The following is a 26130-nucleotide window of genomic DNA, read 5'->3' on the forward strand; positions in this document are numbered from 1 at the left end:
CTCAACCCCATGTTGAAAAAAATATATCCCTCTGTCTTTCTTTTCCTCTTGGCCTTTGTGGCCAGAGGGCAAGAATTGACTATCCCACAGCTTTCACAATATATTGCTGACAACCCCTTTATCATGTCCCCAACCTATGCTGGGATCGGGGACCATATAAAGGTTCGCTTGAACGGGTTGACCCAGTGGGTGGGTATAGAGGACGCTCCGGATACCCAGACCTTGGCCGCAGATGCCCGGATAGGCAACCGTTCGGGGTTGGGAATGCTCTTGTACAATGATAGCAATGGCGAGACAAAACAAAGGGGGGCCAGGGTTTCTTTTGCCCACCACCTTACTTTAGATCGTTATGATGATATTTTTCTCTCTTTTGGTATTTCATACAACTTTAACCAGTTTAGGATAGATGTGGAGAACTTTACCGCTAACAACGGACAGCTTCCCACAGACGATAAAGCGACTACCAACCATAATTTTGACCTTGGGGTGCTTTACCGATACGATAAGTTTTATTTCAGTCTTAACGCATCCAATATTCTAAACAAAAACTTGGAACAGTTCAATCCTGTTTTTGAACCCAATACTTTGAGAAATTATTATGCCTATACGGGTTATAGCATCTCTAAAAACAAGAATAGCAAATTGGAATTGGAGCCCTCTGTTTTCTTTCAATGGTTTGAAAGTGATGGCCGTTCGGTAACCGACTTAAACGCCAAATTCCGTTTTCATGACTTTGAAGACTACTACTATGTTGGTCTTACCTATCGTTTTTTGAACGACCAGCTTGGTGAACCGCTATACATTGCACCCATTGCCGGATTCAAAAAAAGTAATTTCTATTTTGGATATTCATATCAAGTAATTACCAACGAAATTTTGGGATATAGTACAGGAACACACGTACTTACCGTAGGTATGGATCTCTTCCAAGGCATAAGCAATTGTAGATGTATGTATTGATTTAGCCCGTTTTGATTTATTTTTGCCCATTAATCCAATAGAAGCGTGGGAAAAATTAGGGTAAACAATATCAGGATCCATTCCAATCACGGATGTTTAAAAGAAGAAATGCTTATTGGCAGTGATTATCGCGTAGATTTGGAAATCACCGCAGACCTATCGCTGCCTGCAAAATCGGACAAACTCAGTGAAACCGTGGATTATGTACACTTGAACAATATAGTAAAGGAAGAAATGGGCATACGCTCTAACCTTTTGGAACATGTTGCCAAGCGTATTATAGACCGTATTTTCCAGGAAATAGCCAACGTAACCAACATAATTGTTGAAGTTTCAAAAATTAATCCCCCCATTGGTGGAGATGTTGAAAGTGTAACCGCTGTTCTTGAGTCAGAAAGACCTAAATAAGGATTTGGGCAAGCTAAAAAAAGTAGTACATTTGCACTCCTGAATGGCATCGTGGCCGAGTGGCTAGGCACAGCTCTGCAAAAGCTTGTACAGCGGTTCGAATCCGCTCGATGCCTCAAAAAACCCAGCAATATCTGCTGGGTTTTTTTATTCGCTTATGCGCTCGATCCCTTCTTTAATGTTAAACTCTTCTTTGGGAAGAAATCCTTTGATAATCAAAACTATTCCACAGGCAACCAAAATAAGTCCCAATCCTTTTTTGATTAAAACAACACGTTCTTTGGTGAGGTACTTTTTCAATTGTTTCGCCAAAATAATTTTCAAAAGATCTGTGGTAAAATAAACCGCTATCACCGTACCGAAGAAAACCAAAATCCTATTGGGATTATTGTCCAAACTGGGCCCCACAACAATAATCAGTCCCAACCAAAATGCCAATACCCCAATGTTGATGAAGTTAAGCAAGAACCCTTTGACCAAAAGACTAAGGTAATTTCCTTTTGTAGCTTTAAAGCTTGCTTTTTTACCAGCTTTTTTTAAAAAAAGTACTATTCCATATACCAGCAAAATCATTCCTCCAAAGACAAAAAGACCGGGCTGGTTGCTAAGGTTCTCCAACAATTGAAAACTACTGAAATAGGCAATGATCAAAAAAACAATATCGGCAATGATCACCCCTACATCAAAGCTTACTCCTGCCCTAAACCCTTTGGTGGCACTGGTTTCAAGCAGCACAAAGAATACTGGGCCAATCATAAAGCTCAATAAGAAACCCAGAGGTATCGCTGCTTGAATATCGTCAATCATATTTTTTTATTCCACCCTTTTGATTTTACCTCCAAAAACGGTGGATTCATCCATTTTTGTTGGGTCGCCATACACCAAGACCTCCCCTCCTGCTTTTACATTGGCCTTGACATAATCTGTGGCGTAGATTTCTGCATTTCCACCGGCATTTACACTAATCGTGGTAAATTTGGTCTTGAAGGATTTTCCATTATAATCTCCACCTGTATTGATAATTACATCTTGATTATTTGAAAAACCGGACACCAATATTTTTCCTCCCGATACGGCTTTTATCAACAGTTGGTCTACTTGGCAACCTATTTCGAGTTCGCCCCCTTCTTGTGCTTTCAGCTCCAGAACATCCTGTTTATAGGTTTCATCCGAATACATTCGGGCATCCTCATTCACATCTATCACTTTTAACACCTCTGTATGATACAAATCTACGTAGGTTCTATATCCACTGAAAATTTTATCGATTTCCATTCGGATTTTCAAAACACCATTGTTGTTTACTATGGCCACTTTGTGGGTATTTGCACCAGTAATCACAGCTTTATTTTCGCTTGACTTTATCAGGTGTATGGAAAGTCCATCAAAACCCTTCACTTCTGTAAACCCATCGAGGTTACGGATAATCTCTTTATCCTGTGCATTCAGTACCTGTAAGGAAATAAAAAATAGAACAATCGTAAACGGTTTCATCTATTAAAAATTTGGTTCTCAAAAGGATAACAAATTTTATTCCAAAATAGTATTACTCATTTTTGCCAATCAACGAAAAGTCCAAATGTCTTTTCATTAAATCGGTATCCTTAACCATTACCAAAACCTCATCACCTAATTGGTACATTCGTTTGGTTCGTTCACCAATAATGGCATACTGGCGTTCATCAAAAATATAATAATCATCTTTGATATCCCTGATCCTGACCATTCCCTCACATTTGTTTTCCACAATTTCAACATAAATGCCCCATTCGGTTACTCCAGAGATTACCCCAACAAATTCTTGGTCCTTATGGTCTTCCATAAACTTAATCTGCATATACTTGACCGAGTCTCTTTCGGCATTGGCCGCCAAAAGTTCCATATCGGATGAATGCTTGCATTTCTCTTCGTATGTGACTGTTTTTGCAGACTTGGCCCCATCTAAATAGGATTGTAACAATCTATGGACCATCACATCAGGATATCGTCTAATGGGCGATGTAAAATGTGTGTAGTAGTCAAATCCCAGGCCATAATGCCCAATATTCTCTGTAGTGTAAATGGCCTTGCTCATACTTCTAATGGCAAGGGTATCTACCAAATTCTGCTCCTTCTTGCCTTTTACATCTTCCAACAACTGGTTTAGAGACTTATTCACGCTCTTTTTGTCCTTGAGGTTAATACTATGTCCAAATCTGGAAATAACCCCGTTCAGGGCCATTAATTTCTCCTGATCTGGCTCATCATGTACTCTATAGACAAATGTTTTTTTCTGTTTCCCTATAAACTCGGCCACTTTTCTGTTGGCCAAGAGCATAAACTCTTCAATAAGTTTATTGGCATCCTTTGCTTCTTTAAAATAAACGCTTTCCGGTTCATTTTTTTCATTGAGGTTAAATCGCACTTCAATTTTATCAAATGATATTGCCCCATCATCCATCCGTCCGGCACGCATGATTTTCGCCAATCTATCAAAAGTTAAAATGGCCTCCACTATTTCTTCTGAAACCGAATACTCTTTTCCACGAATTGAAATATCTTCCGGAATTTGTGCCTGCTTGGTCTCAATAACATGTTGTGCCTCTTCATAGGCAAAGCGCTCGTTGGAATTAATGGCTGTTCTACCAAACCATTGGTCCACCAACCGGGCCTTATCATCCATTTCGAAAATGGCAGAGAAGGTATACTTTTCTTCATTGGGCCGAAGCGAACATGCATTATTGGATAATACTTCGGGCAACATGGGAACCACCCGATCCACCAAATATACCGATGTGGCTCTATTATAGGCCTCTTCCTCTAGAATGGTATCAGGTAGTACATAATGCGATACATCAGCTATATGGATTCCAATCTCATAGTTTCCGTTCTCCAATTTCTGGAACGATAGGGCATCATCAAAATCTTTGGCATCTTTTGGATCTATGGTAAAGGTGAGCACCTCTCGCATATCCCTACGCTTTGCTATTTCTGATTCTTTGATAGTGGTATCCAACGTATTGGCAAACTGTTCCACTTCATAAGGGAATTCATAGGGAAGACCGTATTCCGCTAAAATGGCATGGATTTCGGTATTGTGATCTCCTGGTTTTCCAAGAACTTCAATGATTTCACCGTAAGGGGATTCCGTATCATTGGGCCAATCTCCCAAACTCACCAAGACCTTGTCCCCATCATTGGCCTTTTTCATCTTTTCCTGGGGAATAAAGATATCCGTGTACATCCTAGAATCGGTAGGTCGTACGAACGCAAAGGTTTTCTGTTTGTCCAAAATACCCACATAGGAAGTTTTTTTACGCTCCAATACTTTGGATATTTCCCCTTCCTGCTTTTTGCCTTTTCTTCTAGGTTTTAAAAACACTTCCACAGTATCACCATGAAATGCTTTGTTCAACCGATTGTACGGAACAAAAATATCATCCTCCAAATCATCAACCATAACATAGGCATTACCACTGGAGGTCAAATCCACTTTTCCTATAAAATATGTATGTACTGATGGTTTCTTTTTAAACTTGCCTCGTTCTTCTTCTACAATTCGATCACTTGCTTTGAGTTGTCCCAACCGTTTAATGAGTTCATTGCGGTCTTGGGTATCTGAAATTCCAAGTTTAGATGCTATTTGCTTGTAATTGAAGCTTTTGGACGGTTCCTTTTCCAGTACGGTAAAAATGCCTTTCGTAATCTCATTCTTTCGTTGACTTCTGGCCCTCTTCTTTTTCTTTGACATTTACGTCTCTATTTTTTTGAAAAGTACAAATTATAATCCTTGAGCCCTCAACATAGGTTAAGTAATCCTCAAAGCAAACATGTTTTATCAACAATTATCATAAATACTTTTTTTCTTTTCTTTTAAATTTTAATAAAATGGTGATTATGATAGTTTGTTGAAATGTGGAATAAAATTTTGTTGAAAAAGTTGCTTTGAACAGTTGAATGTATTTATTGACAATTTTTCAAAGTTTAAGTTTTTTAAAAATCAATCGGTTAGATTTTTTATGAACGTTTTTTAATAACCGTTTTCAACATAAAATTATTGAAAAGTTAATGTGTTTTTAATGTTAATTACTGCAGAAAAATGTTTTCAAAGGGTTGATTAATTTTTAATTGAAAACTGAAGTAACGTAAACAAATTATTCTATTGCATGTATTTTCCATAAAATCAAAATTTAATTGCGGTGAGTTTTCTTAAAATGATCAACAAATAAGGTAATATCATAACAAGCTGTTAAACAGTAACATGAAAGGATTCATTCTTTTTTATCAACACACCCACCAAAAAAGAATTGTACCTTTGTAATCCACTATCTTAATATATGAACCATGAAAATTGCCATAGGGAACGATCACGCAGGAACCGACTATAAATTGGCCATAATAGGCTTGTTAAAATCCAAAGGTATAGATGTTGTTAATTATGGTACCGATGGTACCGACAGTGTGGACTATCCGGATTTTGTGCATCCGGTTGCTACAGATGTCGAAGAAGGAAAGGTAGACATGGGCATTGTTATCTGTGGAAGTGGCAATGGGGCATCCATGACCATAAACAAACATCAAAAAGTAAGGGGAGCTCTTTGTTGGAACAAGGAAATCACTGCTCTTGCGCGGGAACACAACAATGCAAATATTTTAAGTCTACCTGCCCGGTTTATTGCATTACCGCAAGCCTTGGAAATGGTGGAAACCTTTTTGAACACAGAATTTCAAGGAGGCCGTCATGAACGCAGGATAGAAAAAATACCTTGCAGCTAAAAATTAGAATATGGGGCACCATCACCAGCATGGCCACTCACATTCCCACACAGATTTAAAAGGAAGAAACCTACTTATTTCCATTTTTTTAAATGTGGCCATTACCGTTTCCCAGGTAATAGGTGGCTTTATTTCCGGTAGTTTGGCATTGTTGTCCGATGCACTCCACAATTTTAGTGATGTTCTTTCCTTGATCATAAGCTATATAGCTGCTCGTTTAGGTAAAAGAAAAGCATCCAATTTTAAAACATTCGGGTATAAACGTGCCGAAATCATGGCTGCTTTTGTAAATGCCGCAACATTAGTGGTTGTGGCCATTTTTTTGATGAAGGAAGCTGTGGAACGGTTGTACAAACCCCAAGTGATTGAATCGGATTTAGTGATATGGCTCTCATTGATTGGTATTGCCGCCAACGGCTTCAGTGTGCTTTTGTTGAAAAAGGATGCTGAAGAGAACATGAACATGAAGTCGGCTTACCTGCATCTATTGACGGATATGATGGCCTCCGTTGCAGTTTTGATAGGGGGTATTTTAATGAAGTATTTCCAGATCTATTGGATAGACGCCGCACTAACTATGCTCATTGGGCTATACTTGATCTATATGGGGTATGATTTGTTGAAGGAATCTTCCAAAGTATTGATGTTGTTCACACCAAAATCTGTGGTCATTCAAGATATTGTGGACTCCATTTGCACCATAGAACCCGTTAAAAATGTGCATCATGTCCATATTTGGCAATTGAACGAAGATGAAGTACACATGGAAGCCCATATCGATTTTAAGGAAGATATTAAACTATCGGAATTTGATTTGATATTGGAAAAAATAGAGGAGCATGTTTATCACAAACACGGCATCAATCATGTCAATATTCAACCCGAGTTCAATAAGTGTGATTCCAAAAACATAATTGTTCAAGACTAATGGAAATTGTGACCAAGACTTTTATAGAACTATCCAATTCTGAGCTGTACCAGATCATGCGTTTACGAAGTGAAGTATTTGTAGTGGAACAAGATTGTGTATATCAAGATTTGGACAACAAGGACCAAAAAGCGCTTCACGTTTTTGGAACCAAGGAAAATGAAGTGGTGGCGTACACCCGTATTTTTAAACCGGGGGATTATTTTACAAACTCCAGTATCGGAAGGGTAGTGGTAGCCACAGATCAACGCAAATATGGATACGGCAAACAGATTATGAAGGCTTCTTTGGAAGTAATCAAAGAACGATTTCCAAACACAACTGTTGAAATATCGGCCCAGACCTATCTTTTAAAGTTCTATACCGAATTGGGTTTTGAACGCACTGGAGAAGAATACTTGGAGGACGGGATTCCCCATGTGAAAATGATAAAAGCCTAAATTATATCAACCTTTTGGCTACCCCAATTGCACTTAAAAACTCCAACCTTAAAATAAGATTTATGGGTTTTTCCGCTTTGTTTGATGTGGAAAAAAATAGATATCCGTCTTTTTTGGGATGAAGCCTTTCCAAAACCAACTTCCCATGAGTGTCTTTATTGTTGTGGGCAACCCTTGTCAAATATTCCTCGGTTAAACCCAAACCAAAAAGATGTCCAATTAATTTTTCACGGTTTACAAAAGTGATGTTGCACGAAGTAAACATCTTTTCCTCATCAGAATAAATACTCGTAACTAAGGCGTAAAAATGCGTTTTTTTGGAAACATCGAACAGCCAGCCCTGCTTCTGATGGCCTTTTTTCTGATAAAAAAGCTCAAAAGCAAAAGTGGGCAAGCTTTCATTTACATAGTCCAGTTGGGCTTTCTCATCTACATAGAACAGATTTTTTGAGGTTTTGTGCTCAAGGATGAGATCGATGCCATGTCTTTGTTGTTTTAGATTGGAAACCCGCCTAAAGGTATATTGATTTAGGTGCTTTTCGTAATAGAAATCCAGTAAGGGGGTCAGTTGTTTTTCTTTGAATAGATCGGAATGGAAATTACTTTTCAAGTTGGGATATTTTGCGGAACAGGGCAGAACCTATTTGTTCCACAATACCTACCACAAGGGCGTTACCCATAAAAAATGCCCGCTTGGCATCTGGGATTCCATCCAATAAGGTGTGATTGTCGGGAAACATGTTCAACCGTTCCAGTTCAATAGGGGAGAGTCTTCGCAGTCCCTTGGAGGTTTGGACCACGTGCTTAAACCGAGAGGGAGATTTCCCCCCTTCTCCGGTAATAATAGTTCTGGAAGGTTGATCGAGCGCATCGGGAAAGACCATGCTTCCCTCGCTATAATTGTATTCAAAACCTGTACTGGTCTTGCGTATTTCTTTTTTGGCACCTTTTAAATAGGCCCACTTGGGTAGATCATCTACATCGATATACAAACTTGGGTCTGCGGAACCGTTCTCCAAAATATGGGATAGTAGGGTTCTTTTTCCATCAAAGGATGGGGATGTTTTTTGAGTGAAAACCGAGCCATCGATACATAGTCCGGTATTTAAAAAAGGAGATAGTTTTTGATTCTTGTTGAAATCGTTCGATACGGAAACCAAATCTTCATCCAAGTCAAAAGAGACAAGGGGCTTGTTGATATGTTCAATCGGAAAAGCATTGGAAATCACCCCATCTTTGAACAACCAATCCTTTGGATTGGCCTTTTTAAGTGAGGTGTAAATAGGGGTTGATTTATGATAGGCCAGAAAAAAAACGCGCCTTCGGCGCTGTGGCATTCCATAATCGGCAGCATTGATCACACGCCATTCCACCGCATACCCTAAATCACAGAGACTGCGAAGCATTACGGCAAAATCACGACCTCTTTGTGCGGAAGGAGATTTCAACAAGCGGTCTACGTTCTCCAGAAAAAGGTATTTGGGCTTGTTCCTTTTTTCGGATAGAATGCGATGAATGGACCACCACAACACCCCTTTTTTACCGATAAGGCCTTTAGAATTTTTTAAAGATGTGGCTACCGAATAATCCTGGCACGGAAATCCGCCCACCAAAATATCATGATCAGGAATTTCTAGGGTGGGGACGTCCTCAATATTGGTGTTGGAATGGTTTTCAGGACCAAAACGGGCCTCATAAACTTTGGATGCATGCTGCGTTTTGGTTGAAGGTTCCCATTGGTTGCTCCACACTACTTTGTAGTGTCCGGTTTCTTCCAAGCCCAACCGAAAACCACCTACCCCGGCAAAAAGTTCACACACCTTGAGTTGTTGCATGCCCAAAAATAGGATTTATTCTATTTTTTTAAGGTCTGCATCGTACAAACCCACCAAAATACTGTTGCCTTTTCTGTCCACTTTTACAGCGCCATATTCCGCGGTTTCATACTTTTCGGCTTCTCCTTCTTGAAAAAAATACGATTCCGCCCCAATATTGATGTCCCATCTATTTTGGGAAGTGTATTCAATAAGATATTCGTTTTGGCCAAGCGGAGTTCTTTCTTTTTGGAACCTTTTTTTCTGGGCCACACCATTGGCATCCAAGCCTACTACGCAAAACCCACGTTTGGGAATACTGTCGCTATTGATGTCTTCTGAAAGCGTGTACCGCAATCGCATATAATCTCCCTGCATCAAAGAGCGTGGATCCACGGGAGCCAGCTCTAGAAGAATCAGTTCACCATGTTCCAATAGTTCTTCTTTCTTGATAATGGAGTGATTAAAAAAGGCAAAAAACGCCACAAGGTTTATCAAGATGATGATTGTACTATACTTTTTCATTGGTCGGGGCTTTTTTGATTAGAAATAGATAAAACAGTACAAAGATTACCCCAGATGAAAAAAGGAGAATGGATTTGACCAAGAGGGTCAAATTAAGATCATAGTAATATTGTATGACAAAGTACACCAAGGCCACAATGCCAATACCCAAACCCGTTTTGTGATTCACCCTGAAACTGAGCAGGACAATCAATAGTGCCCCCGAAATTGATGGGGCAAAAAGTGTGGGCAAAAGGGTTAGACAGGTCAGAGTATATATCCAGATTTTTGTGTTTTTGGAATCTACCCCCAAGGTTTTTGTAATAGGCCCCACGAGATACAATATGATTGAAATATGGACAAGGGAAGAAATCCAGTTTAAGTTTTGGGACATTGGGGCAAGACGGTAGTTGCCAACGGCAACAAGACCAAACAATAAAGAAAAAATTAGCCCAATGCGAAGTGGACCGTATATTTTGGACACCTTAAGGCCAGAAGTAAAAAATTGAGGCTCATTAAAAGAACAATACGCCAAGGCCAAGGCGTAAAAGGCGGTGTAAAAATGGAGCAATTCAAATAGATCTTTGGAAAAAATAAACACCAAGAAGCCAGAGGCAATGATCAATATGGATATAAAGGATAAAATATAGTTCTGAACAACAAACAGTGAACACAAGGCTATAGTGATGATCAAAAAGGTTGTGAGATCTTCATGTAGTTCAAAAGAAATTAAACCGAAGGACACCAGCGCAATACCAAGCACATAAATGGAAGCACCGAAGGTATCAACAATGAGCGTATCAAATTTTATATTCAAAAGCAAAGACAGTACAATAAGGATGCTTCCCAAAAGTAACATACCCAATTCAGACTCATAAATGCCCAAAATGGCCAGGAACCCAAAAAAAGCAAATGTGGCAAACAGGATTCCAAAAATAGAAAGCACCTTAATGACTAGATTGGACCTTCTTTTATGTTGTTTGGCATATTCGGCTTTTATCGCATTTTCATCAAAGGAGAAAGCGGACCCTTCAACAGCGCCAATGGTATCCAAAAAGGGTTCTATGTCTTTTATGTTGTCCATTTTCGTTGAAGCTCCATTAAGATTTTGATCAATACAGTGACACTGCCAATAATAAATAGGCCAATTATAAAAAACATTCCAGCTCCATCCGAAGCGCGGAGAAGTAAGGCACAGATAATTAGAATGATGCTAAAGCATATAATGGCCAAATAAAATGTGTTATGGGCTCTTAGTGCAAACCAAATACCAAACCCATAAGTAACCCCTGTTAGGATAAGAAGCGCCCAAAATAAGGGTTCTGGGTCTTCAAAAATACCCATTGAGACACCCAAGGTTCCTAGTACGGAAATTGCCAATGCAAGCAAATGGGTGGACCAGGTCGGAAATCTTCTTTCAGGATTAAACTTGGAAATCAACAAGAAACCAACCAAGAAAAAAAGGTTGATAATAAACAGCAAGTTGATTACAAAGAGTTCGGACCAATCATTTGCAACTTGGTCTGCATAAAGAAAGACCGTGGTATTGATCAGTGCAATATAGATAACCCACAGAGGAGCGAAGCGGGCTATGCAGACCCAGATGGTAACGAACAAGACCCAAGCCAAAAAGAAATCATAAGCATTGGCTCCTGTCTGGTATATCTGCCCAAATACCGCTAACGAAGCTCCAACAAGTACTGCGGCGGCCGTAAGCAGTATTTTTCTGATTAAAGGGTTTGCTCTGAAAAAGACAGCACCCAAAGAAACCAGGAGTACCAAGCCCTCCATTAACCCAAGCTTTACAAATTTGTTGAGATCGGCCCAATTATAGGCGAAGAAAAAAATGATACCTGCAACGGTAAATGAAACCCCAATACCGAGGAAGAGTAGTCTTAAGAATGCCAGCCATGAAGGCTTATTGGCATAAACGGCATCTCCCAGAGTTTTGGACACACCCTTTTCGGACCAATTGCTGCAACGGCTAATGATTTGGATATCTTCCCGATTGATTTTCGACATATCTACAATTGAGACGTTACAAAGTACTAAAAATGAAAAACAAATGAGAAAGGATTCAACAAACTACTGTCCATTTGGAACATATCTTGGTAAAACAGCAATAGTATAAGAATAGAAAGGACAAAGATTACCACTTGAATAAGCAGCCGGATAATTTTCGGAATCTCCTTGTTTTCCAAATTTTCTACCAATCGTGAAATCCCAGGCTTATGGGCAATGTACATGATTTCCACTTCGCCTATGTCGGCTAGGGCTCCCATTTCCTTTTTATGGATGGTCTTTACATCCGTACCTTGAATACCCCGCCCAATAAGGTCCAAGAAAGTATACGTGAACTCTATTTTCGGGTTTTTTTGGATTCGAACACCGGTATCTTTATAGTCTTGAATAATAGCCTTGGCCCCCAAACCACTATAAAGGAGGTCCCAGTTCATCTTTTTTGTGGATTTTTTGGTAAGTAATTCGTTTTGCAATAAGTACCACCTCAAAAAGAGATAAATGATCACAAAAACTAAGCTAAGTTGCCACACGGCGGAAGAAGCAAAGATTCGCTCATATCTTTCAGGAAAAATGTTAATCCTATATATGGTTATGGCCATAAGATAAAAGTATCCAATGACGTAGGCGACCATAAAGAAACAGCAGAATAAAACCAGCACAAAAGATATACGGTGGTTGGTTGGAATAAACAGGATGGGATCATTGGGTCTTTTGGAGGGATCCAGACCAATATGTAGCACGTTTCCCGGAAGGAAGCGGTTCAAATGTGGTTGGCGATCTTTAAGACGAATTGTTCTTTGTATGGGATGACCACAAAAATTTTCAAATACAATCAAGGCCTCTACCCAAACAAACTTTCTCATTCTTAATGTTTTTGTAGAGAGAATGGTTGCTTGCATCACAGGCACTAGATTCTCTTTTAGCGCCGACCAAACCGAAAGTTGGGAGTGAAAACAGGTAGAAAACAACACATACAACCAATAGAACAGGACCAAACTCACGGTGGCCAGAGTAATAACGGTGTAGGTCATGCGGCAAGATTTTAGGGAAAAGTACGGAAAGTAGCGTGGGATTTACCCGCGATCTGATGGTTGTGGCTTTTGGGTTGATGAACGGGATACTTTACTTTGTAAATGAAGAAAGTATTTCCAAGAAACGATCTAATAGGGCCACTTGATCATTAAATGATGTGTTGGCCAAAAAACTTTTGCGGGAAAAAGCCCGTGCGAATAAATCGTATTTTAGCCGGTATACCATTCGCTGCACCTGTACGTCTTCATTTTTTCCTAAAGCCGTGAGTTTTTTAAGATTTTCTTTCCACCAATTGAAGTCGGGCTTATCCGAGCCTTCAAAATCTTTAGAAAACTGACTGCGAAATTCTTTACCCAATCTTTGCTCCATAAGAAGCGCTTTTTTCAGTTTTCTACTCTGTTTCTTGTAAGTTGTTGATTCTTGTAATGCAGCATATCCTTGTCGGAGGCTGTCCACTTGGATTGATTCCCCGTAATCGGTCAACATACGAACATATTGTTCGGCGAGGAGAATGGGCTCATTTTGAGCTTCTATTTTTTTCAGCCATTGGTAGTCCAAAGAATATTGTTTCATGAACAGTGCTGTGTCTTCGGAATTGTTTGCCTTCAATTTTTGAAGATACAGCCAATCAAACGCTCTGGATATGTGGGAAGAATGGGGCCAGCGATGTTCATCATCGAAGGTAATAAGGGTGTTGCTAAAATGAATTTGGTCCAGATAATCACGGTTTTGCATCATTTCACTATAGTTCATATCCCGATAGCCGCAAAGGCCAACATAGGAATACGTCTGTGTAGTGGGCATATGCTCTTTCTGACCTGAAAACCCTGCACCACAACCAATAACCCCAGCAAATTGATTGGTCAAAGAGGCAATGGCACTCGCCAATCGTGAACCTCCTGAAAACCCCGCGGCATAGATACCGTCTTTCTGGATGTTAAAGTTTGAGAAAACATGATTAAAAAGATGATCGGCTATTTTGAAGTTGCGCTCGTATGGGGCATTTCTGGAATTATTGGAACAGACCAAAACAAGACCATGCTTTTCAGAAGCCTCAATAAAAGGTTGAATACCGGCACGTCCCCGGGCCGCAGGATCAAATATGAATACAATTGGGCTCAATACAGCATCTGAATAGGAATCGGGAAGATAGAGGGCAAAAGACTCTCCTTGGGCTCCTGAGACCTGGATGGTATCATGGACAATGCCTTTTTTAAAGGAGGTTTGGGAATATAGGAACAGCTTGGGACAAAGAAAAATTAACCATATAAGGAATATTGTCCGCATGATTTATCGTAAAAGCTCTGTATATTTAGAACGATCTGACAAAAGCACTTTTGCAGCCAAAATGGCATCGTCGTGGCCCAAATAGTAGGTGTAAAGCCCGTCCCTGTAGAAAAACCGCGTGATGATTTCATCTTCCAAATTCTTCTGTATCTCATTCTTATAGGTATCCAGTGCGGAAATTTTACCACGATTTACCGCTAGGAGTAGATCCTTATATTTTTCTTGAACATCTGGCCCCAACAATGATTCATCTGCGTTAATGGATTCTTCCAACAAGGTTTCGGTTTTGGTCTGGAACGAAAAATTCTGCTCTTGCACATATTTTTTAAACGCAACGTAATCTGCTTCAGAAAGAGCAAAATCGTCTACCGAATCAAAGGAATGGTCGTAATAATAGTCGGTGGCAAAATCAAAAACAAGGTTGTTTTGCTCAAGGGCATCAATTAAGGTATTGGTACGCAAAGAGTTGATGACCACATCGGGCATTACCCCGCCTCCATCTTGAACCTTGCGACCGTTTTTGGTGGAAAACTCCTTAAAGTCAGTGTTTCTGACCGCATTTCCTACCTCGTCACGGTGCCAATAATCCAAAGATTGAATACACCTTCCGGAAGGCGTATAATATCGGGATATGGTGACTTTCAATTGTGTGCCATAGGTAAGTTTCAAAGGTCTTTGAACCAGCCCTTTCCCGAAACTTCGTGCCCCCATGATAACGGCCCTGTCCAAATCCTGTAATCCCCCAGAAACAATTTCGCTTGCAGAGGCGCTTCTACCATCAACCAAGACCACTAAAGGAATATCAACATCTTCAGGTTGGTTTCTGGTCCTATATTCTTGGTTGAATTTCTTTACCTTGGATTTTGTGGTAACGATCAATTCGCCCTTGGGAACAAAAAGATTGGTCACATTAATGGCTTCGGACAAAAGCCCTCCCGGGTTTCCCCTTAAATCGAGGACCAGTTGTTCAGCACCTCGGCCCATTAGGTCTTGCATGGCCGATTTGGTCTGACTTGAAGCCTTTCTATTAAAACGGGAAAGGACAATATATCCGGTTTTATCGTCGATCATGTCATAAAAGGGAACAGCGTCTACCTCAACCCCTTCGCGGGTAATTGTGGCAGTTTTGGTTTCTCCTTGCCTTACATAGGTGACATTCACACTTGTGTTTGAAGCTCCTTTTAGAAGCTCTCCGGCATCATCGTCAAAATCGGAAACCTTGGTCTCTCCAATCTGTATGATTTCATCACCGGCCTTAAGGCCGGCCTTATCGGCAGCATAGCCTTTGTAGGGTTCTACAATGAGCAGCTTACTTTCATAGGAACGAACAACCGCCCCGATCCCTGAATATTCTCCAGCGTTGTTGATTTTGTAGGCCTCCACATCCTGTTCGTTCAAAAACTGTGTGTAGGGATCCAATTCTCCCAACATATTTTTAATGGCCGAATCCATGAGTTCTGCGGGATTGGTATCGTCCACATAGTTCATGTTCAACTCCTTGAAGAGCGTGGTAAAGATTTCAATTTGTTTAGCGATTTCAAAAAAATCGCTTTTTACGGCAAAACCACTGGCCCCAACCAAAATGATTACTGCTAAAACCGGAACAAGGAGTTTTTTCTTAGTTGTTGCTTTCATGGGATTCTTTTTTTAGAAAGGCCTCAAAAAGATTTTTCATGGCCACATCTACCTCATTAAAGGTGGGCAGTCTATTGCCAAGGTATAAAAATAAGAACGCAAAGTTTCCCTCAATGTTGTTAAAAATGAGGGGCTTGTTCAAGCGATAAGCCTCTCGCAAGAGCCGTTTGATTCGATTACGGTCTACAGCGTCCTTAAACTTTTTCTTTGGCGCCACGACCCCTACCTTGATGGGTGTTGCATCCTCAAAGTGGACTTTTCTATAAATAAGTTTTATAGGAAACTCATTGATGTTTTTGCCATCAACAAAGAGGTCTTCAAAAACCTTTTTGCTTTTTAGTTTCTCTTTTCTTTGGAAAGTGTGCATCAGTATATCTAGAGTTTTACCTCAAGGGATATGTACAATTTACTCAAATTTGATGTAAATATGTAATGGACTCCCCCACAGATAATACAAGCCAAGAAAATCTAAGGGTTGGATTGATATATGTTATTCTCTGAATTTATATCTGCCATAAGCTGCGATGGGTCTATCACCATTGCCTTGACACTTTCCAAAGGCATATCCAATATAAACTCATAGGTTGGATAAGCCCAGGGCCAATCTTCCAAAGTTGTCCTTTTTAGGGTTTGATAAGGATTTTCCTTTTCACCGTACATCATTCGCAAGGGAATATAATAGGTGGTCTGTGAGCCATCTGCCCCAACGACCAAGATATCCAAAGGCATTGGCATTTCACCAATTCGCTCCAAAGTAACCTTGGTTTTATTGCCCGCTGCTTCAACGCTCTTAATGCCATAGTCGATGGTATTGGTGGTTTGGGTCCAATCAGTAAGGTACCAACCCAATTGCATACCAGAAACTTTTTCTGCAGTTCTGATCACATCATTGGGCACAGGGTGTTTAAACTTGAAATCATCAAAATACTTTCGGATGGTCTCCATCAATTTATCCTGTCCAATAATGTATCCCAATTGCGAAAGAAAAACAGCGCCTTTGCTATAGGCGGAAATGCCATAGGCAAAATTGGTGGTATATCGGTCTGCATGGGTAGATTGAGGCTTTTCCAAACCTGAATTTACCAAGGCATAATATCCTTTGTAAGAACCTTCAAAAGGGTTTTCCTTGTTCTGGTCCATGATTTCGCTCTTGCACAAGCTACTGATAAAGGTAGTGAAGCCTTCATCCATCCATTCGTGTTTGGATTCGTTGTTGGCCAACACGTGTTGAAACCAAGAATGTGCCATTTCGTGGACCATGACACTGACCAAGCTTCCAAAATCCCTGCCCCCTGTAATCAAGGTGCTCATGGCGTATTCCATACCACCATCGCCACCCTGTACCACAGAATATTGTTCGTAGGGATATTGACCTATGTTCTTGCTGAAAAAACGCATGGCGTCTTCGGTTTTAGGTTGTAGTTTTTTCCAGTTTTCAATGATTTCAGGGTCGTTTTTGTAAAAGAAATGAAGCACTGGCCCGTCTTCCATTTTTAGGGTATCATGAAGATATTCTGGATCGGCCGCCCACATAAAATCATGTACGTTTGGTGCCACAAAATGCCAAGTAAGTGTTTTGCCCTTGGTTTTTATCTTGGTTCCGGGTGTCTCGTATCCATGTCCTACTTCATTGGGGTTCTGCAAATAGCCGGAGCCACCTACAGTATAGGTTTTGTCCAAGGTCAGTTTTACGTCAAAATTTCCCCACACCCCATGAAATTCGCGAGCAATGTATGGAGTGGGGTGCCAGCCTTCAAAATCGTATTCTGAAATTTTTGGGTACCACTGGCTCATGGAAAGAGCAACACCTTCCCTGCTATTTCTTCCAGCTCTCCTAATCTGAAGGGGAACCTGACCTTTAAAGGTCATTTCCAAGGTTGTTTTTCCGCCAGAAGCAATCGGAGTGGCCAAATCTACCACCAAAATAGTGCCTTCCTCAACAAAGGAAACCGCTTGCCCATCTTGGGTAAGGCTTTCCACATGCAGATAGCCTATTTCACTTTCAGAGAGGGAAGCGATTCTACTTTTCCCGTTTTCCATCATTCGGTTATCGGGATCTTTTATGCTCTGTAGTCTCATGTCCATCTCGCTTCCGGGCTGGAAGGCGTTATAGTATAGATGGTAAAACACGCGACTTAACTCATCTGGGGAATTATTGGTGTAGACCAATTTTTGTGTTCCTGTATATTGATATGTCTTGACATCCATGGCTACATCCATGGTATAATCCACATGTTGCTGCCAATAGTCTCTGTTCTGGGCGGCTAAACTTAAAACAGAGGTTAAAGTAACCAGAAGTAAAAGGGATAGTTGTTTCATTTTATTTTGAATTGCTTTGCAAGGTCATTTTACCTGTTGAAATATTATCTGCCAAAATAAGGGCATTATAGGCATTGACCATTTTTCCTGATTTTGAAATAGTATTGAATGCATCTGATTTGGTTGTATCGCCAGATAACACGACGGATGCTTTTGAGCGCAGACCAGATTGCATAATGATTTGTTTTACCTGGGTAGCTGAAAGATCAGGGTAATACGACCGAATCAACGCAGCAACACCGGAAACAGCTGGAGCAGCCATAGACGTGCCTCCTTGAAATTCATAATCGTTGTTTGGCATGGTAGAGTAGATGGCATCTCCTGGAGCAAAAACATCCACGTTTTGTGCGCCATAGTTTGAGAAGGAAGCCACCATTTCTGAACCATAGCTACTGGTAAGTGCCCCTACGGTTATTACATTGTCAATAAATTCAGTAGTGCCAAATTTATGATCATTGGGGTAATTTGGGTTTTCGGGATTGTCCAGATTGTGGCCGTCGTTACCAGCAGCGTGAACAATTAAGACGTCTCTTGAGGCAGCGTATTGAATGGCATCGTATACCCATTCTGCCTTTGGAGAAAACGATTTCCCGAAACTACAATTAATGATTTTTGCACCATTATCAACGGCGTACCGGATGGCAAGAGCAATGTCTTTGTCATATTCATCCCCATTGGGAACGGCACGAATGCTCATAATCTCAACATTTTGGGCCACACCGTTGATTCCTTTGCCATTGTTGCGCTCAGCTGCAATGATTCCGGCTACGTGTGTTCCATGACTTTCTGAATCTACTTGATTTTTTGGGTTTCCATTCCCATAGCGAGCATCGTCCATATCGTATGGGTCATCACCAACCGGGGTTCTACCATTAAAATCCTTGTTGAGGTTATAATTCACTTGATCGGTAAAATAGGTGATGCCCTCTTCTAGTTCTTCCAAGACATCGGGAATACTTTCACCATAGGTGAACATTTGGGTTAAAATGGCAACGTTTTGCTGCATTTGCTCACTTTTTGGCTCAATGGCCAACAGCTCTTTTTTGGTATACGTATCTTTACCCAGTGCCTCTTTAACCGAATTGTCGGCATTTTTTACCACTTGGAAAATCTGTTCATATTGCTGTTTGTTCTGTAAGGCCTCGGGATATTCGCTATCTAAAAGAATACGGGCTTTTGCTCTTTCGGAAGCATCACCAACATTCACACGTAGCATCCGAACATATTCCAATTGTTCATTGTAGGAATTCCCCAAAAAATTGTATCCATGAATATCGTCCACATATCCATTGCCATCGTCATCTTTACCATTATTGGGGCGCTCACCTTTGTTGGTCCATAGTACTCCGTTCAGGTCCTCGTGCTCCAAGTCGATTCCGGAGTCCACTACCGCAACAATAACGGTTTTGCCTTTTTTGTTTTTGATGACTTCATTGTAGGCTTTATCAACACTCATTCCAGGAATGGTATCTGCAATCAGGTCGGCATGGCCCCAATGCTTTTTCTCGGTATCCGTGAGTTCAGAGATTTTTAACGGAACGGTATCTATGTTCTCCACAGGTGTGGAAACCAAAGAGGTTGTTGCGCCACAACCCATCAAAAACAATGATGCGGACAGGGAAGCAAAGGAAAGATTAAGATATGTGCGGTTCATATGAATAAAGTGTTATTGTATTTTGAATATTTCGTTGAAAGAAAATATTTCGTCCAATCGAATACCTTTTTCGGTTTGTTTTAAGGAGCACAGCTGGTTGTGGGCATCGTGCTCAAAGAATAAAAGCCAATTGTTTTCCGCAGCAGCAGTTAAAAATTCGGCTTTTTCCTGAAGGGTTAATAATGGGCGGGTATCGTATCCCATTACGTATGGTAATGGAATATGGCCAACGGTTGGGACCAAATCGGCCACAAAGACAATGGTCTTTCCCTTATAATTGATTTGGGGGAGCATTTGTTTTTCGGTATGACCGTCCACAAAGTGGATGCCAAACCCCAATTCCGATTTTTCCTGAAAGGAATGGGCTTCTCCAAGGTACTTAAGCTGACCGCTTTCTTGCATGGGAATCAGGTTTTCCTTTAAAAAGGAAGCTTTTTCCCTTGCGTTGGGTTCGGTGGCCCATTGCCAATGGGCTTTGTTGGTCCAGAAATGGGCATTTTTAAATGCCGGTTCGTAGCCTGTGCGGTCTTTGTTCCACTGAACACTGCCTCCACAATGGTCAAAATGAAGGTGGGTCATAAAAACATCGGTGATATCATCCCTGTGAAACCCTAAATCTTTCAAGGAACCGTCCAAAGAATGATTTCCCCATAGATAGTAATAGCTAAAAAACTTTTCGGATTGTTTGTTGCCAAGGCCTGTATCAATGAGGATAAGTCTATCACCATCTTCAATTAAAAGGCACCGGGCACCAAGGTCGATCATGTTATTGGCATCGGCAGGATTGGTCCTGTTCCAGATAGATTTTGGGACCACACCAAACATGGCGCCGCCGTCCAATTTAAAATTGCCAGTCTCTATGGGATATATCGTCATTCAGAAAACAAATGGCATGCAAAATAAGAAAAGCCCAATGTATATACTTAAAAAATAAGCTTTTATTGGCCCTATTTTAACAAATTTATTTGATTCTTGGAGTGTATGAATGGGGTGCAAAGGCCAAAATTTTTATCCTATTAATCATATGGGATGAATTCTAAAAGAAAAGCAGTAAATTTCAAAAAAACTAAAACCAATGCTTGAACTTGCGGGAATCATCATCCTTGGCATTATAGCACAGTGGGTGGCGTGGCGTTTTAAATTACCGGCAATTTTACCTTTGATACTTATAGGATTACTGGTAGGTCCAGTATCCACATTATATACTGAAGATGGGTCAAAACTGATTGAACCCATATGGAATGGTGAAAAGGGACTTTTTCCGGGCGAAGGGCTCTACTATTTTGTCTCTTTGGCCATCAGTGTGATTCTTTTTGAAGGAGGACTTACCTTAAAACGCGCAGAAATATCCAATGTTGGCCCAGTAATTACCAAACTGATTACCATTGGCACTGTAGTCACCTTTTTTGGGGCTGGAGTGGCCACCCATTATATTTTTGGGCTTACATGGCAGATTTCATTCCTTTTTTCCGCATTGATCATTGTGACGGGTCCAACCGTGATTACCCCAATTCTCAGGAACATACCTTTAAAAAAGGATGTCTCCGCCGTGTTGAAATGGGAAGGCATTCTAATTGATCCCATAGGAGCTTTGGTGGCAGTATTGGTTTTTGAGTTTATAAGCGTTGGTGAAGGGTCTACGTTTACACAAACAGCATTGATCGAGTTTGGAAAAATACTATTGTTCGGAACCACCTTTGGTTTTACGTTTGCGCATGCATTGGCCTTTGCCATAAAAAGGGATTTTATACCACACTATTTGTTGAATGTGGTATCGCTTTCCGCTGTATTGCTCGTTTATGTGGAATCTGATGTTTTTGCCCACGAATCAGGCTTGTTGGCCGTGGTGGTTATGGGAATGGTCATGGGGAACATGAATCTACCCAACCTAAAGGAACTGCTCTACTTTAAGGAATCATTGAGTGTGCTGCTTATATCTATACTTTTTATCCTCTTATCTGCAAATATCAACATTGCCGATTTGGAGTTGATTTTGAATTGGAACACCGTTGCACTTTTTGCCGTGGTGGTTTTCATCATACGACCGCTGGGAGTTTTCTTGAGTGCGCAGGGGTCTAATTTAAAACTGAATGAAAAGCTTTTTATTGGCTGGGTAGGCCCAAGGGGTATTGTTGCCGCAGGTATTGCGTCATTATTTGGTTCAAAGTTGTTGGCCAAAGGAGAACCCGGAGCGGAATACATCACCCCATTGGTATTTATGATTGTTTTGGGAACGGTCTTGCTCAATGCTACCACGGCAAGACTTTTTGCCAAATTGGTGGGAGTGTTCCTAAAAAAATCGGAAGGTATTTTGATTATTGGCGCCTCTAGACTATCAAGGATCATTGGAAATTATTTGCGGAAAAATAATAGACATGTAGTGTTGATAGACAATAACCAAACCAATGTGGACAAGGCCAAAAAACTAGGATTGGAAGCAATTACCGCCAATATTTTTTCTGATACCCTTACCGACAACATTGAGTTGAACGATATGGGATATCTTATGGCACTTACAGGAAACTCGGACATCAATAAGTTTGCCATAGACAAGTTCCAAAAACAGTTTGGTGAAAATGGTGCCTTCCGGTTGGTGAACACAGAAGAAGTGAATAACCCAGATGTGAACCCCAAGGAAGGGTTGTTTTCCCACACCGATGACTTCATCAAACTAATGGATACGGTAAGGAAATACCCAGCCATACATGAAATTGATCTAAAGGATAAAGCACATTACGACAGTCTGATAGACATTACCCAACAGGAGAATGACATCATTCCCGTGTTTACCAAATCGCCCAATGGGAGCATCGAAATCATACCAGCCAACAGCAAAGATTTTGAGCCCAAGGGAGACGGGTACAAACTGGTCTATTTGGGGAAACGTTTTTCCTCGGAAGAAGAGCCGGCCTAAAGCGCCTTTGTTTAGTTAAAAGCAAGGATAACCCCCTGATTTTTACCCATCCGTCAATTCAAAAGGGCCATTCGTCAATCGCAACCCTTAATTAGGCGTTTGTCCAAGTATTTTTATCTCATTGAATAACATAAAATCATATTCTATGAGAAAAATTATTTTATTCCTTACTGCATCATGCTTTTATATTATTGGCTGCTCTAAAGATGACGATGGCCCCGAATGCGACTCATGTACCGTAGCAGGAGAAAAAGTAGAAATGTGTGATAATGAAGACGGGACATATACACTTTCCTATGCTGGAGAAACAGAAAAAGTAACACAAGAAGCGTTGGATCTATTGGAAGTTACCGCCGAAGATTACTTGGACTTAATTTGTGCTTTGGGAGCAGGAAGCTAAACTTCAATGTGACGTTCGACCCTAAAATGAATATGGTTTCTACCATAATGGGTTTTAATGAGTAATGGATAATCATTCTAATCGTTTTTAGAATTTTTTGCCCATCCGTCAATCCAAAAGGGCCATCCGTCAATTCGCGGACATGTTTATGTCCATGATGAATATCTTTCCTTTTGATTATTAAACGTAAAATCAAAAAAATGAAAGTGGTAGTATTTTCTGGGATAATCTTATGGGTTTTTGCGTCCTGCTCTTTTGATGCGGAACGATTTATTGAAGAAAATTCAATTTTGGAAGAAGCCCCGGAAGTAAGTAAAAACCTGGAATGTTTTTCTTGTATGGCCAAAGATGGTATTGAATTGGAAATATGTGACCATTTGGACGGCACGTACACCCTATACCATGGCGATATTGAAAAATCCCTTACCAAGGACGATTTGGAAGGACATTCCGCCAAAGACTTTGTGGGTATCGGATGCCAATTGGAAAACTTGGAATTGTAAAGAACCTCCAGGTTATCAATCTAAGATATTGCCTGAGCTTGCTTTGACTTTAATAGACAGGAAATGAAAATAAACGAAGCTTTAAAGGAGAAGAACAATCTTGTGAAAAAGCTCTTGGAGCTACAAAACAGGATTATTACCTATAATTGTATTATTGAAGGGAATCCCAGGGCCTACGACCCAAAAGAGGTCATGGAAGAGCATAACAAAACCTTGGAAGCGTTGGTGGGCCTTAAAACAGGCATCACCCGGGCAAACCAACCCGTTCAAGATAAAATTTACCGCTTGTCCGAGCTTAAAAGCAAAATACGGTTTCTGAAAACCATTCCCACCACTGAAGGCAAGGCCCCCATGGGCAAAAACTATTATTCCAATTCTGAAATGTATATGTGGGAATCGGCAATCAAAGCAAAAGAGCGGGACCAGGACATTTTGGAATTGGAAAAAGAAACAGAAACGCTCCAAAAAGAACTGGACGCCCATAATTATAACACTACCATATAGTAAAGTGTAGCACAGAAATGTAATTAATTGTATTTATCCCCGAAGATAATCATCTGGAAGAGATAACGATTTACAAGACAACCCTGATTTTGTTTTAAAAGTCAACTTTCAAGAACGTCTTATTCAAGATTCAAAAAATAGGATTTAAAGTTCAAGAGAAGCTTGGTTACTCGGTTTAAAAATAGGATTGATTCAGAGTACGTGCTACATCCTTTTAAGGCATACTCCCCCTTAATCATTCAACTTTAAAACGGCCATAAACGCCTGCTGTGGAATTTCCACATTCCCTACTTGTCGCATACGTTTTTTCCCTTTTTTCTGCTTTTCCAGAAGTTTTCGCTTTCGGGAAATATCTCCACCATAACACTTGGCGGTAACATCTTTTCGCAACGCCTTGATGGTTTCCCGGGAAATGATTTTGGAGCCAATGGCTGCCTGTATCGGAATATCAAACTGCTGCCTTGGGATAAGCTCCTTTAGTTTTTCGCACATTTTCTTGCCAATGGTGTGGGCATTGTCAAAATGCACCAAAGCCGACAGGGCATCAACAGGCTGTGCATTTAATAAAATATCTACCCGTACCAGCTTGGATACGCGCATTCCAATGGGTGAATAATCAAAAGAGGCATACCCTTTTGAAACGGTTTTCAAACGGTCGTAAAAGTCAAAAACGATTTCGGCGAGGGGCATATCAAAAATAAGCTCTACCCGTTCCGTAGTCAAATAGGTCTGGTTAACAATCTGTCCACGCTTTTCGATACAGAGTGACATGACGTTCCCCACAAAATCGGATTTGGTAATGATCGTGGCCTTGATGTAGGGCTCTTCCACACGATCTACTGTGGAAGGGTCGGGCAAGTCAGAGGGATTGTTGACAATTACAGCGGTTTCCCTGTCCTTGGTGGTAAAGGCATGGTAGCTTACGTTGGGTACCGTGGTGATCACGGTCATATCAAACTCACGCTCCAGACGCTCCTGGATGATTTCCATATGCAACATGCCCAAGAACCCACATCGGAAGCCAAAGCCCAAAGCGGCACTGCTTTCCGGGGTAAAGACCAAGGAAGCATCATTAAGCTGCAATTTCTCCATTGAGGAGCGCAGTTCTTCAAAATCTTCGGTGTCCACAGGATAAATCCCGGCAAAAACCATAGGTTTTACATCCTCAAAACCTTCAATGGCATTTTTGGTGGGATTTGCAGAATCTGTAATTGTATCTCCCACTTTTACTTCGCGGGCATCCTTGATACCGGTGATCAAATAGCCTACATCACCCGCAGATATTTTTGGTTTTGGTAACTGCTTTAGCTTCAATGTACCAATCTCATCGGCTTCATAAGATTTTCCAGTGGCCACGAACTTAATTTTCTGACCCTTTCTAATTTCTCCATTGATGACCCTAAAATAGGTCTCAACCCCTCGGAAGGGATTATAAACAGAATCAAAGACCAAGGCCTGCAATGGTTCATCTATATTGCCTTTTGGAGGAGGGATACGTTCAATAATGGCATTTAGAATCTCCTCGATACCTATCCCTGTCTTGGCACTGGCCGGAATTACTTCCTCGGGCCTACAACCCAAAAGATCAACAATATCGTCGGTAACTTCCTCGGGGTTGGCGCTGGGCAAATCCACTTTGTTAAGAACAGGAATGATTTCCAAGTCATTTTCCAAGGCCAAATAAAGGTTGGAAATGGTCTGTGCCTGTATGCTCTGTGCTGCATCGACTACCAAAAGCGCCCCTTCACAGGCTGCAATGGAACGGGAGACCTCGTAGGAGAAATCCACGTGGCCAGGAGTGTCTATCAAATTAAGGACATATGTTTCTCCATTGTGCACATACTCCATTTGTATGGCATGACTTTTAATGGTAATACCACGCTCGCGCTCCAAGTCCATACTGTCCAATAATTGGTCCTGCTTCTCGCGTTCGGTAACAGACCCAGTAAAGTCCAATAAGCGGTCGGCCAAGGTACTCTTACCATGGTCTATATGTGCAATGATGCAAAAATTCCTAATCTTCTCCATATCCATCGGTTGTCAATCCAAAA

At 40.8% G+C, this 26130-nt stretch carries 25 protein-coding genes and 1 tRNA gene; 10 read left to right on the plus strand and 16 right to left on the minus strand.

Annotated features, from left to right (window positions below; translation table 11 throughout):
* Positions 1-9: 9 nt before the first annotated feature.
* The 3 genes from EZV76_RS02755 to EZV76_RS02765 all read left to right on the plus strand — a co-directional run bounded on the left by EZV76_RS02755 (position 10) and on the right by EZV76_RS02765 (position 1484).
* A complete protein-coding gene (locus EZV76_RS02755) occupies positions 10-960 on the plus strand; it encodes a PorP/SprF family type IX secretion system membrane protein (protein WP_136565046.1) in 951 nt (316 codons plus the stop codon).
* A gap of 45 nt (positions 961-1005) precedes the next feature.
* The gene (gene folB / locus EZV76_RS02760; protein ID WP_136565047.1) at positions 1006-1368 is read left to right on the plus strand and encodes a dihydroneopterin aldolase; all 363 of its coding nucleotides are present in this window, start codon (positions 1006-1008) and stop codon (positions 1366-1368) included.
* A 45-nt stretch (positions 1369-1413) separates the two neighbouring features.
* Positions 1414-1484 (plus strand) — tRNA-Cys (locus EZV76_RS02765).
* A gap of 31 nt (positions 1485-1515) precedes the next feature.
* Here the strand turns inward: EZV76_RS02765 and EZV76_RS02770 are convergent.
* The 3 genes from EZV76_RS02770 to rnr are packed head-to-tail and all read right to left on the minus strand — an operon-like array spanning position 1516 to position 5098.
* On the minus strand, positions 1516-2175 hold the full coding sequence (locus EZV76_RS02770) for a LysE family translocator (protein ID WP_136565048.1): 660 nt from the start codon (positions 2173-2175) through the stop codon (positions 1516-1518).
* Between the two features lie 6 nt (positions 2176-2181).
* Positions 2182-2862: a head GIN domain-containing protein gene (locus EZV76_RS02775; protein ID WP_136565049.1), complete on the minus strand. Its 681-nt coding sequence runs from the start codon at positions 2860-2862 to the stop codon at positions 2182-2184.
* Positions 2863-2914: 52 nt separating this feature from the next.
* On the minus strand, positions 2915-5098 hold the full coding sequence (gene rnr / locus EZV76_RS02780; protein WP_136565051.1) for a ribonuclease R: 2184 nt from the start codon (positions 5096-5098) through the stop codon (positions 2915-2917).
* A 593-nt stretch (positions 5099-5691) separates the two neighbouring features.
* On the opposite strand from rnr, the gene EZV76_RS02785 reads away from it, so the two are divergent.
* The 3 genes from EZV76_RS02785 to EZV76_RS02795 are packed head-to-tail and all read left to right on the plus strand — an operon-like array spanning position 5692 to position 7491.
* A complete protein-coding gene (locus tag EZV76_RS02785) occupies positions 5692-6123 on the plus strand; it encodes an RpiB/LacA/LacB family sugar-phosphate isomerase (protein ID WP_136565052.1) in 432 nt (143 codons plus the stop codon).
* Positions 6124-6133: 10 nt separating this feature from the next.
* Entirely contained in the window at positions 6134-7051 is a 918-nt protein-coding gene (locus tag EZV76_RS02790; protein WP_136565053.1) for a cation diffusion facilitator family transporter, read from the plus strand.
* Complete coding sequence (locus tag EZV76_RS02795; RefSeq protein ID WP_136565054.1) at positions 7051-7491, plus strand: GNAT family N-acetyltransferase; 441 nt, start codon at positions 7051-7053, stop codon at positions 7489-7491. The genes EZV76_RS02790 and EZV76_RS02795 overlap by 1 nt, the downstream gene beginning before the upstream one ends.
* A gap of 1 nt (position 7492) precedes the next feature.
* Here EZV76_RS02795 and EZV76_RS02800 read toward each other — a convergent pair whose 3' ends face one another.
* The 12 genes from EZV76_RS02800 to EZV76_RS02855 form a co-directional block, all read right to left on the minus strand.
* Positions 7493-8101 carry a hypothetical protein gene (locus EZV76_RS02800; protein WP_136565055.1) on the minus strand — a complete coding sequence of 203 codons (609 nt, stop codon included), beginning with the start codon at positions 8099-8101 and terminating at the stop codon, positions 7493-7495.
* Positions 8091-9326, minus strand: a complete 1236-nt coding sequence (gene dcm / locus EZV76_RS02805) for a DNA (cytosine-5-)-methyltransferase (protein ID WP_136565056.1) — start codon at positions 9324-9326, stop codon at positions 8091-8093. The genes EZV76_RS02800 and dcm overlap by 11 nt, the downstream gene beginning before the upstream one ends.
* Before the next feature lie 15 nt (positions 9327-9341).
* Complete coding sequence (locus tag EZV76_RS02810; protein WP_136565057.1) at positions 9342-9830, minus strand: GDYXXLXY domain-containing protein; 489 nt, start codon at positions 9828-9830, stop codon at positions 9342-9344.
* Positions 9817-10893, minus strand: a complete 1077-nt coding sequence (locus EZV76_RS02815) for a DUF4401 domain-containing protein (RefSeq protein ID WP_136565058.1) — start codon at positions 10891-10893, stop codon at positions 9817-9819. Before EZV76_RS02815 ends, EZV76_RS02810 begins: the two co-directional genes overlap by 14 nt.
* Positions 10881-11831 (minus strand): DUF2157 domain-containing protein, encoded by a 951-nt coding sequence (locus EZV76_RS02820; RefSeq protein WP_136565060.1) that lies wholly within the window; start codon positions 11829-11831, stop codon positions 10881-10883. The genes EZV76_RS02815 and EZV76_RS02820 overlap by 13 nt, the downstream gene beginning before the upstream one ends.
* Before the next feature lie 26 nt (positions 11832-11857).
* Positions 11858-12862, minus strand: coding sequence for a hypothetical protein (locus EZV76_RS02825; protein ID WP_136565061.1), 1005 nt, complete (start codon positions 12860-12862; stop codon positions 11858-11860).
* A gap of 91 nt (positions 12863-12953) precedes the next feature.
* Positions 12954-14150, minus strand: a complete 1197-nt coding sequence (locus EZV76_RS02830; RefSeq protein ID WP_136565062.1) for an alpha/beta hydrolase family protein — start codon at positions 14148-14150, stop codon at positions 12954-12956.
* A gap of 3 nt (positions 14151-14153) precedes the next feature.
* Positions 14154-15785 carry a S41 family peptidase gene (locus tag EZV76_RS02835; RefSeq protein WP_136565063.1) on the minus strand — a complete coding sequence of 544 codons (1632 nt, stop codon included), beginning with the start codon at positions 15783-15785 and terminating at the stop codon, positions 14154-14156.
* A complete protein-coding gene (rnpA, locus tag EZV76_RS02840; RefSeq protein ID WP_136565064.1) occupies positions 15769-16152 on the minus strand; it encodes a ribonuclease P protein component in 384 nt (127 codons plus the stop codon). The genes EZV76_RS02835 and rnpA overlap by 17 nt, the downstream gene beginning before the upstream one ends.
* Before the next feature lie 101 nt (positions 16153-16253).
* Positions 16254-18104 carry a M1 family metallopeptidase gene (locus EZV76_RS02845; RefSeq protein WP_136565065.1) on the minus strand — a complete coding sequence of 617 codons (1851 nt, stop codon included), beginning with the start codon at positions 18102-18104 and terminating at the stop codon, positions 16254-16256.
* A gap of 1 nt (position 18105) precedes the next feature.
* On the minus strand, positions 18106-19758 hold the full coding sequence (locus EZV76_RS02850; protein ID WP_136565066.1) for a S8 family peptidase: 1653 nt from the start codon (positions 19756-19758) through the stop codon (positions 18106-18108).
* A gap of 12 nt (positions 19759-19770) precedes the next feature.
* On the minus strand, positions 19771-20634 hold the full coding sequence (locus tag EZV76_RS02855; RefSeq protein WP_136565067.1) for an MBL fold metallo-hydrolase: 864 nt from the start codon (positions 20632-20634) through the stop codon (positions 19771-19773).
* A 199-nt stretch (positions 20635-20833) separates the two neighbouring features.
* Between EZV76_RS02855 and EZV76_RS02860 the strand changes: the two genes are divergently transcribed.
* The 4 genes from EZV76_RS02860 (at position 20834) to EZV76_RS02875 (ending at position 24079) form a co-directional block, all read left to right on the plus strand.
* Positions 20834-22672 (plus strand): cation:proton antiporter, encoded by a 1839-nt coding sequence (locus tag EZV76_RS02860; protein ID WP_136565068.1) that lies wholly within the window; start codon positions 20834-20836, stop codon positions 22670-22672.
* Between the two features lie 145 nt (positions 22673-22817).
* Entirely contained in the window at positions 22818-23072 is a 255-nt protein-coding gene (locus EZV76_RS02865) for a hypothetical protein (RefSeq protein WP_136565069.1), read from the plus strand.
* Positions 23073-23272: 200 nt separating this feature from the next.
* Entirely contained in the window at positions 23273-23575 is a 303-nt protein-coding gene (locus tag EZV76_RS02870) for a hypothetical protein (RefSeq protein ID WP_136565070.1), read from the plus strand.
* A 63-nt stretch (positions 23576-23638) separates the two neighbouring features.
* Positions 23639-24079, plus strand: a complete 441-nt coding sequence (locus EZV76_RS02875) for a DIP1984 family protein (protein WP_136565071.1) — start codon at positions 23639-23641, stop codon at positions 24077-24079.
* Positions 24080-24310: 231 nt separating this feature from the next.
* On the opposite strand, the gene lepA is transcribed toward EZV76_RS02875, so the two are convergent.
* Positions 24311-26107 carry a translation elongation factor 4 gene (gene lepA / locus EZV76_RS02880; protein ID WP_136565072.1) on the minus strand — a complete coding sequence of 599 codons (1797 nt, stop codon included), beginning with the start codon at positions 26105-26107 and terminating at the stop codon, positions 24311-24313.
* Positions 26108-26130 lie beyond the last annotated feature (23 nt).

The sequence above is a fragment of the Flagellimonas alvinocaridis genome (genome assembly GCF_004916895.1).
GTDB lineage: Bacteria > Bacteroidota > Bacteroidia > Flavobacteriales > Flavobacteriaceae > Flagellimonas > Flagellimonas alvinocaridis.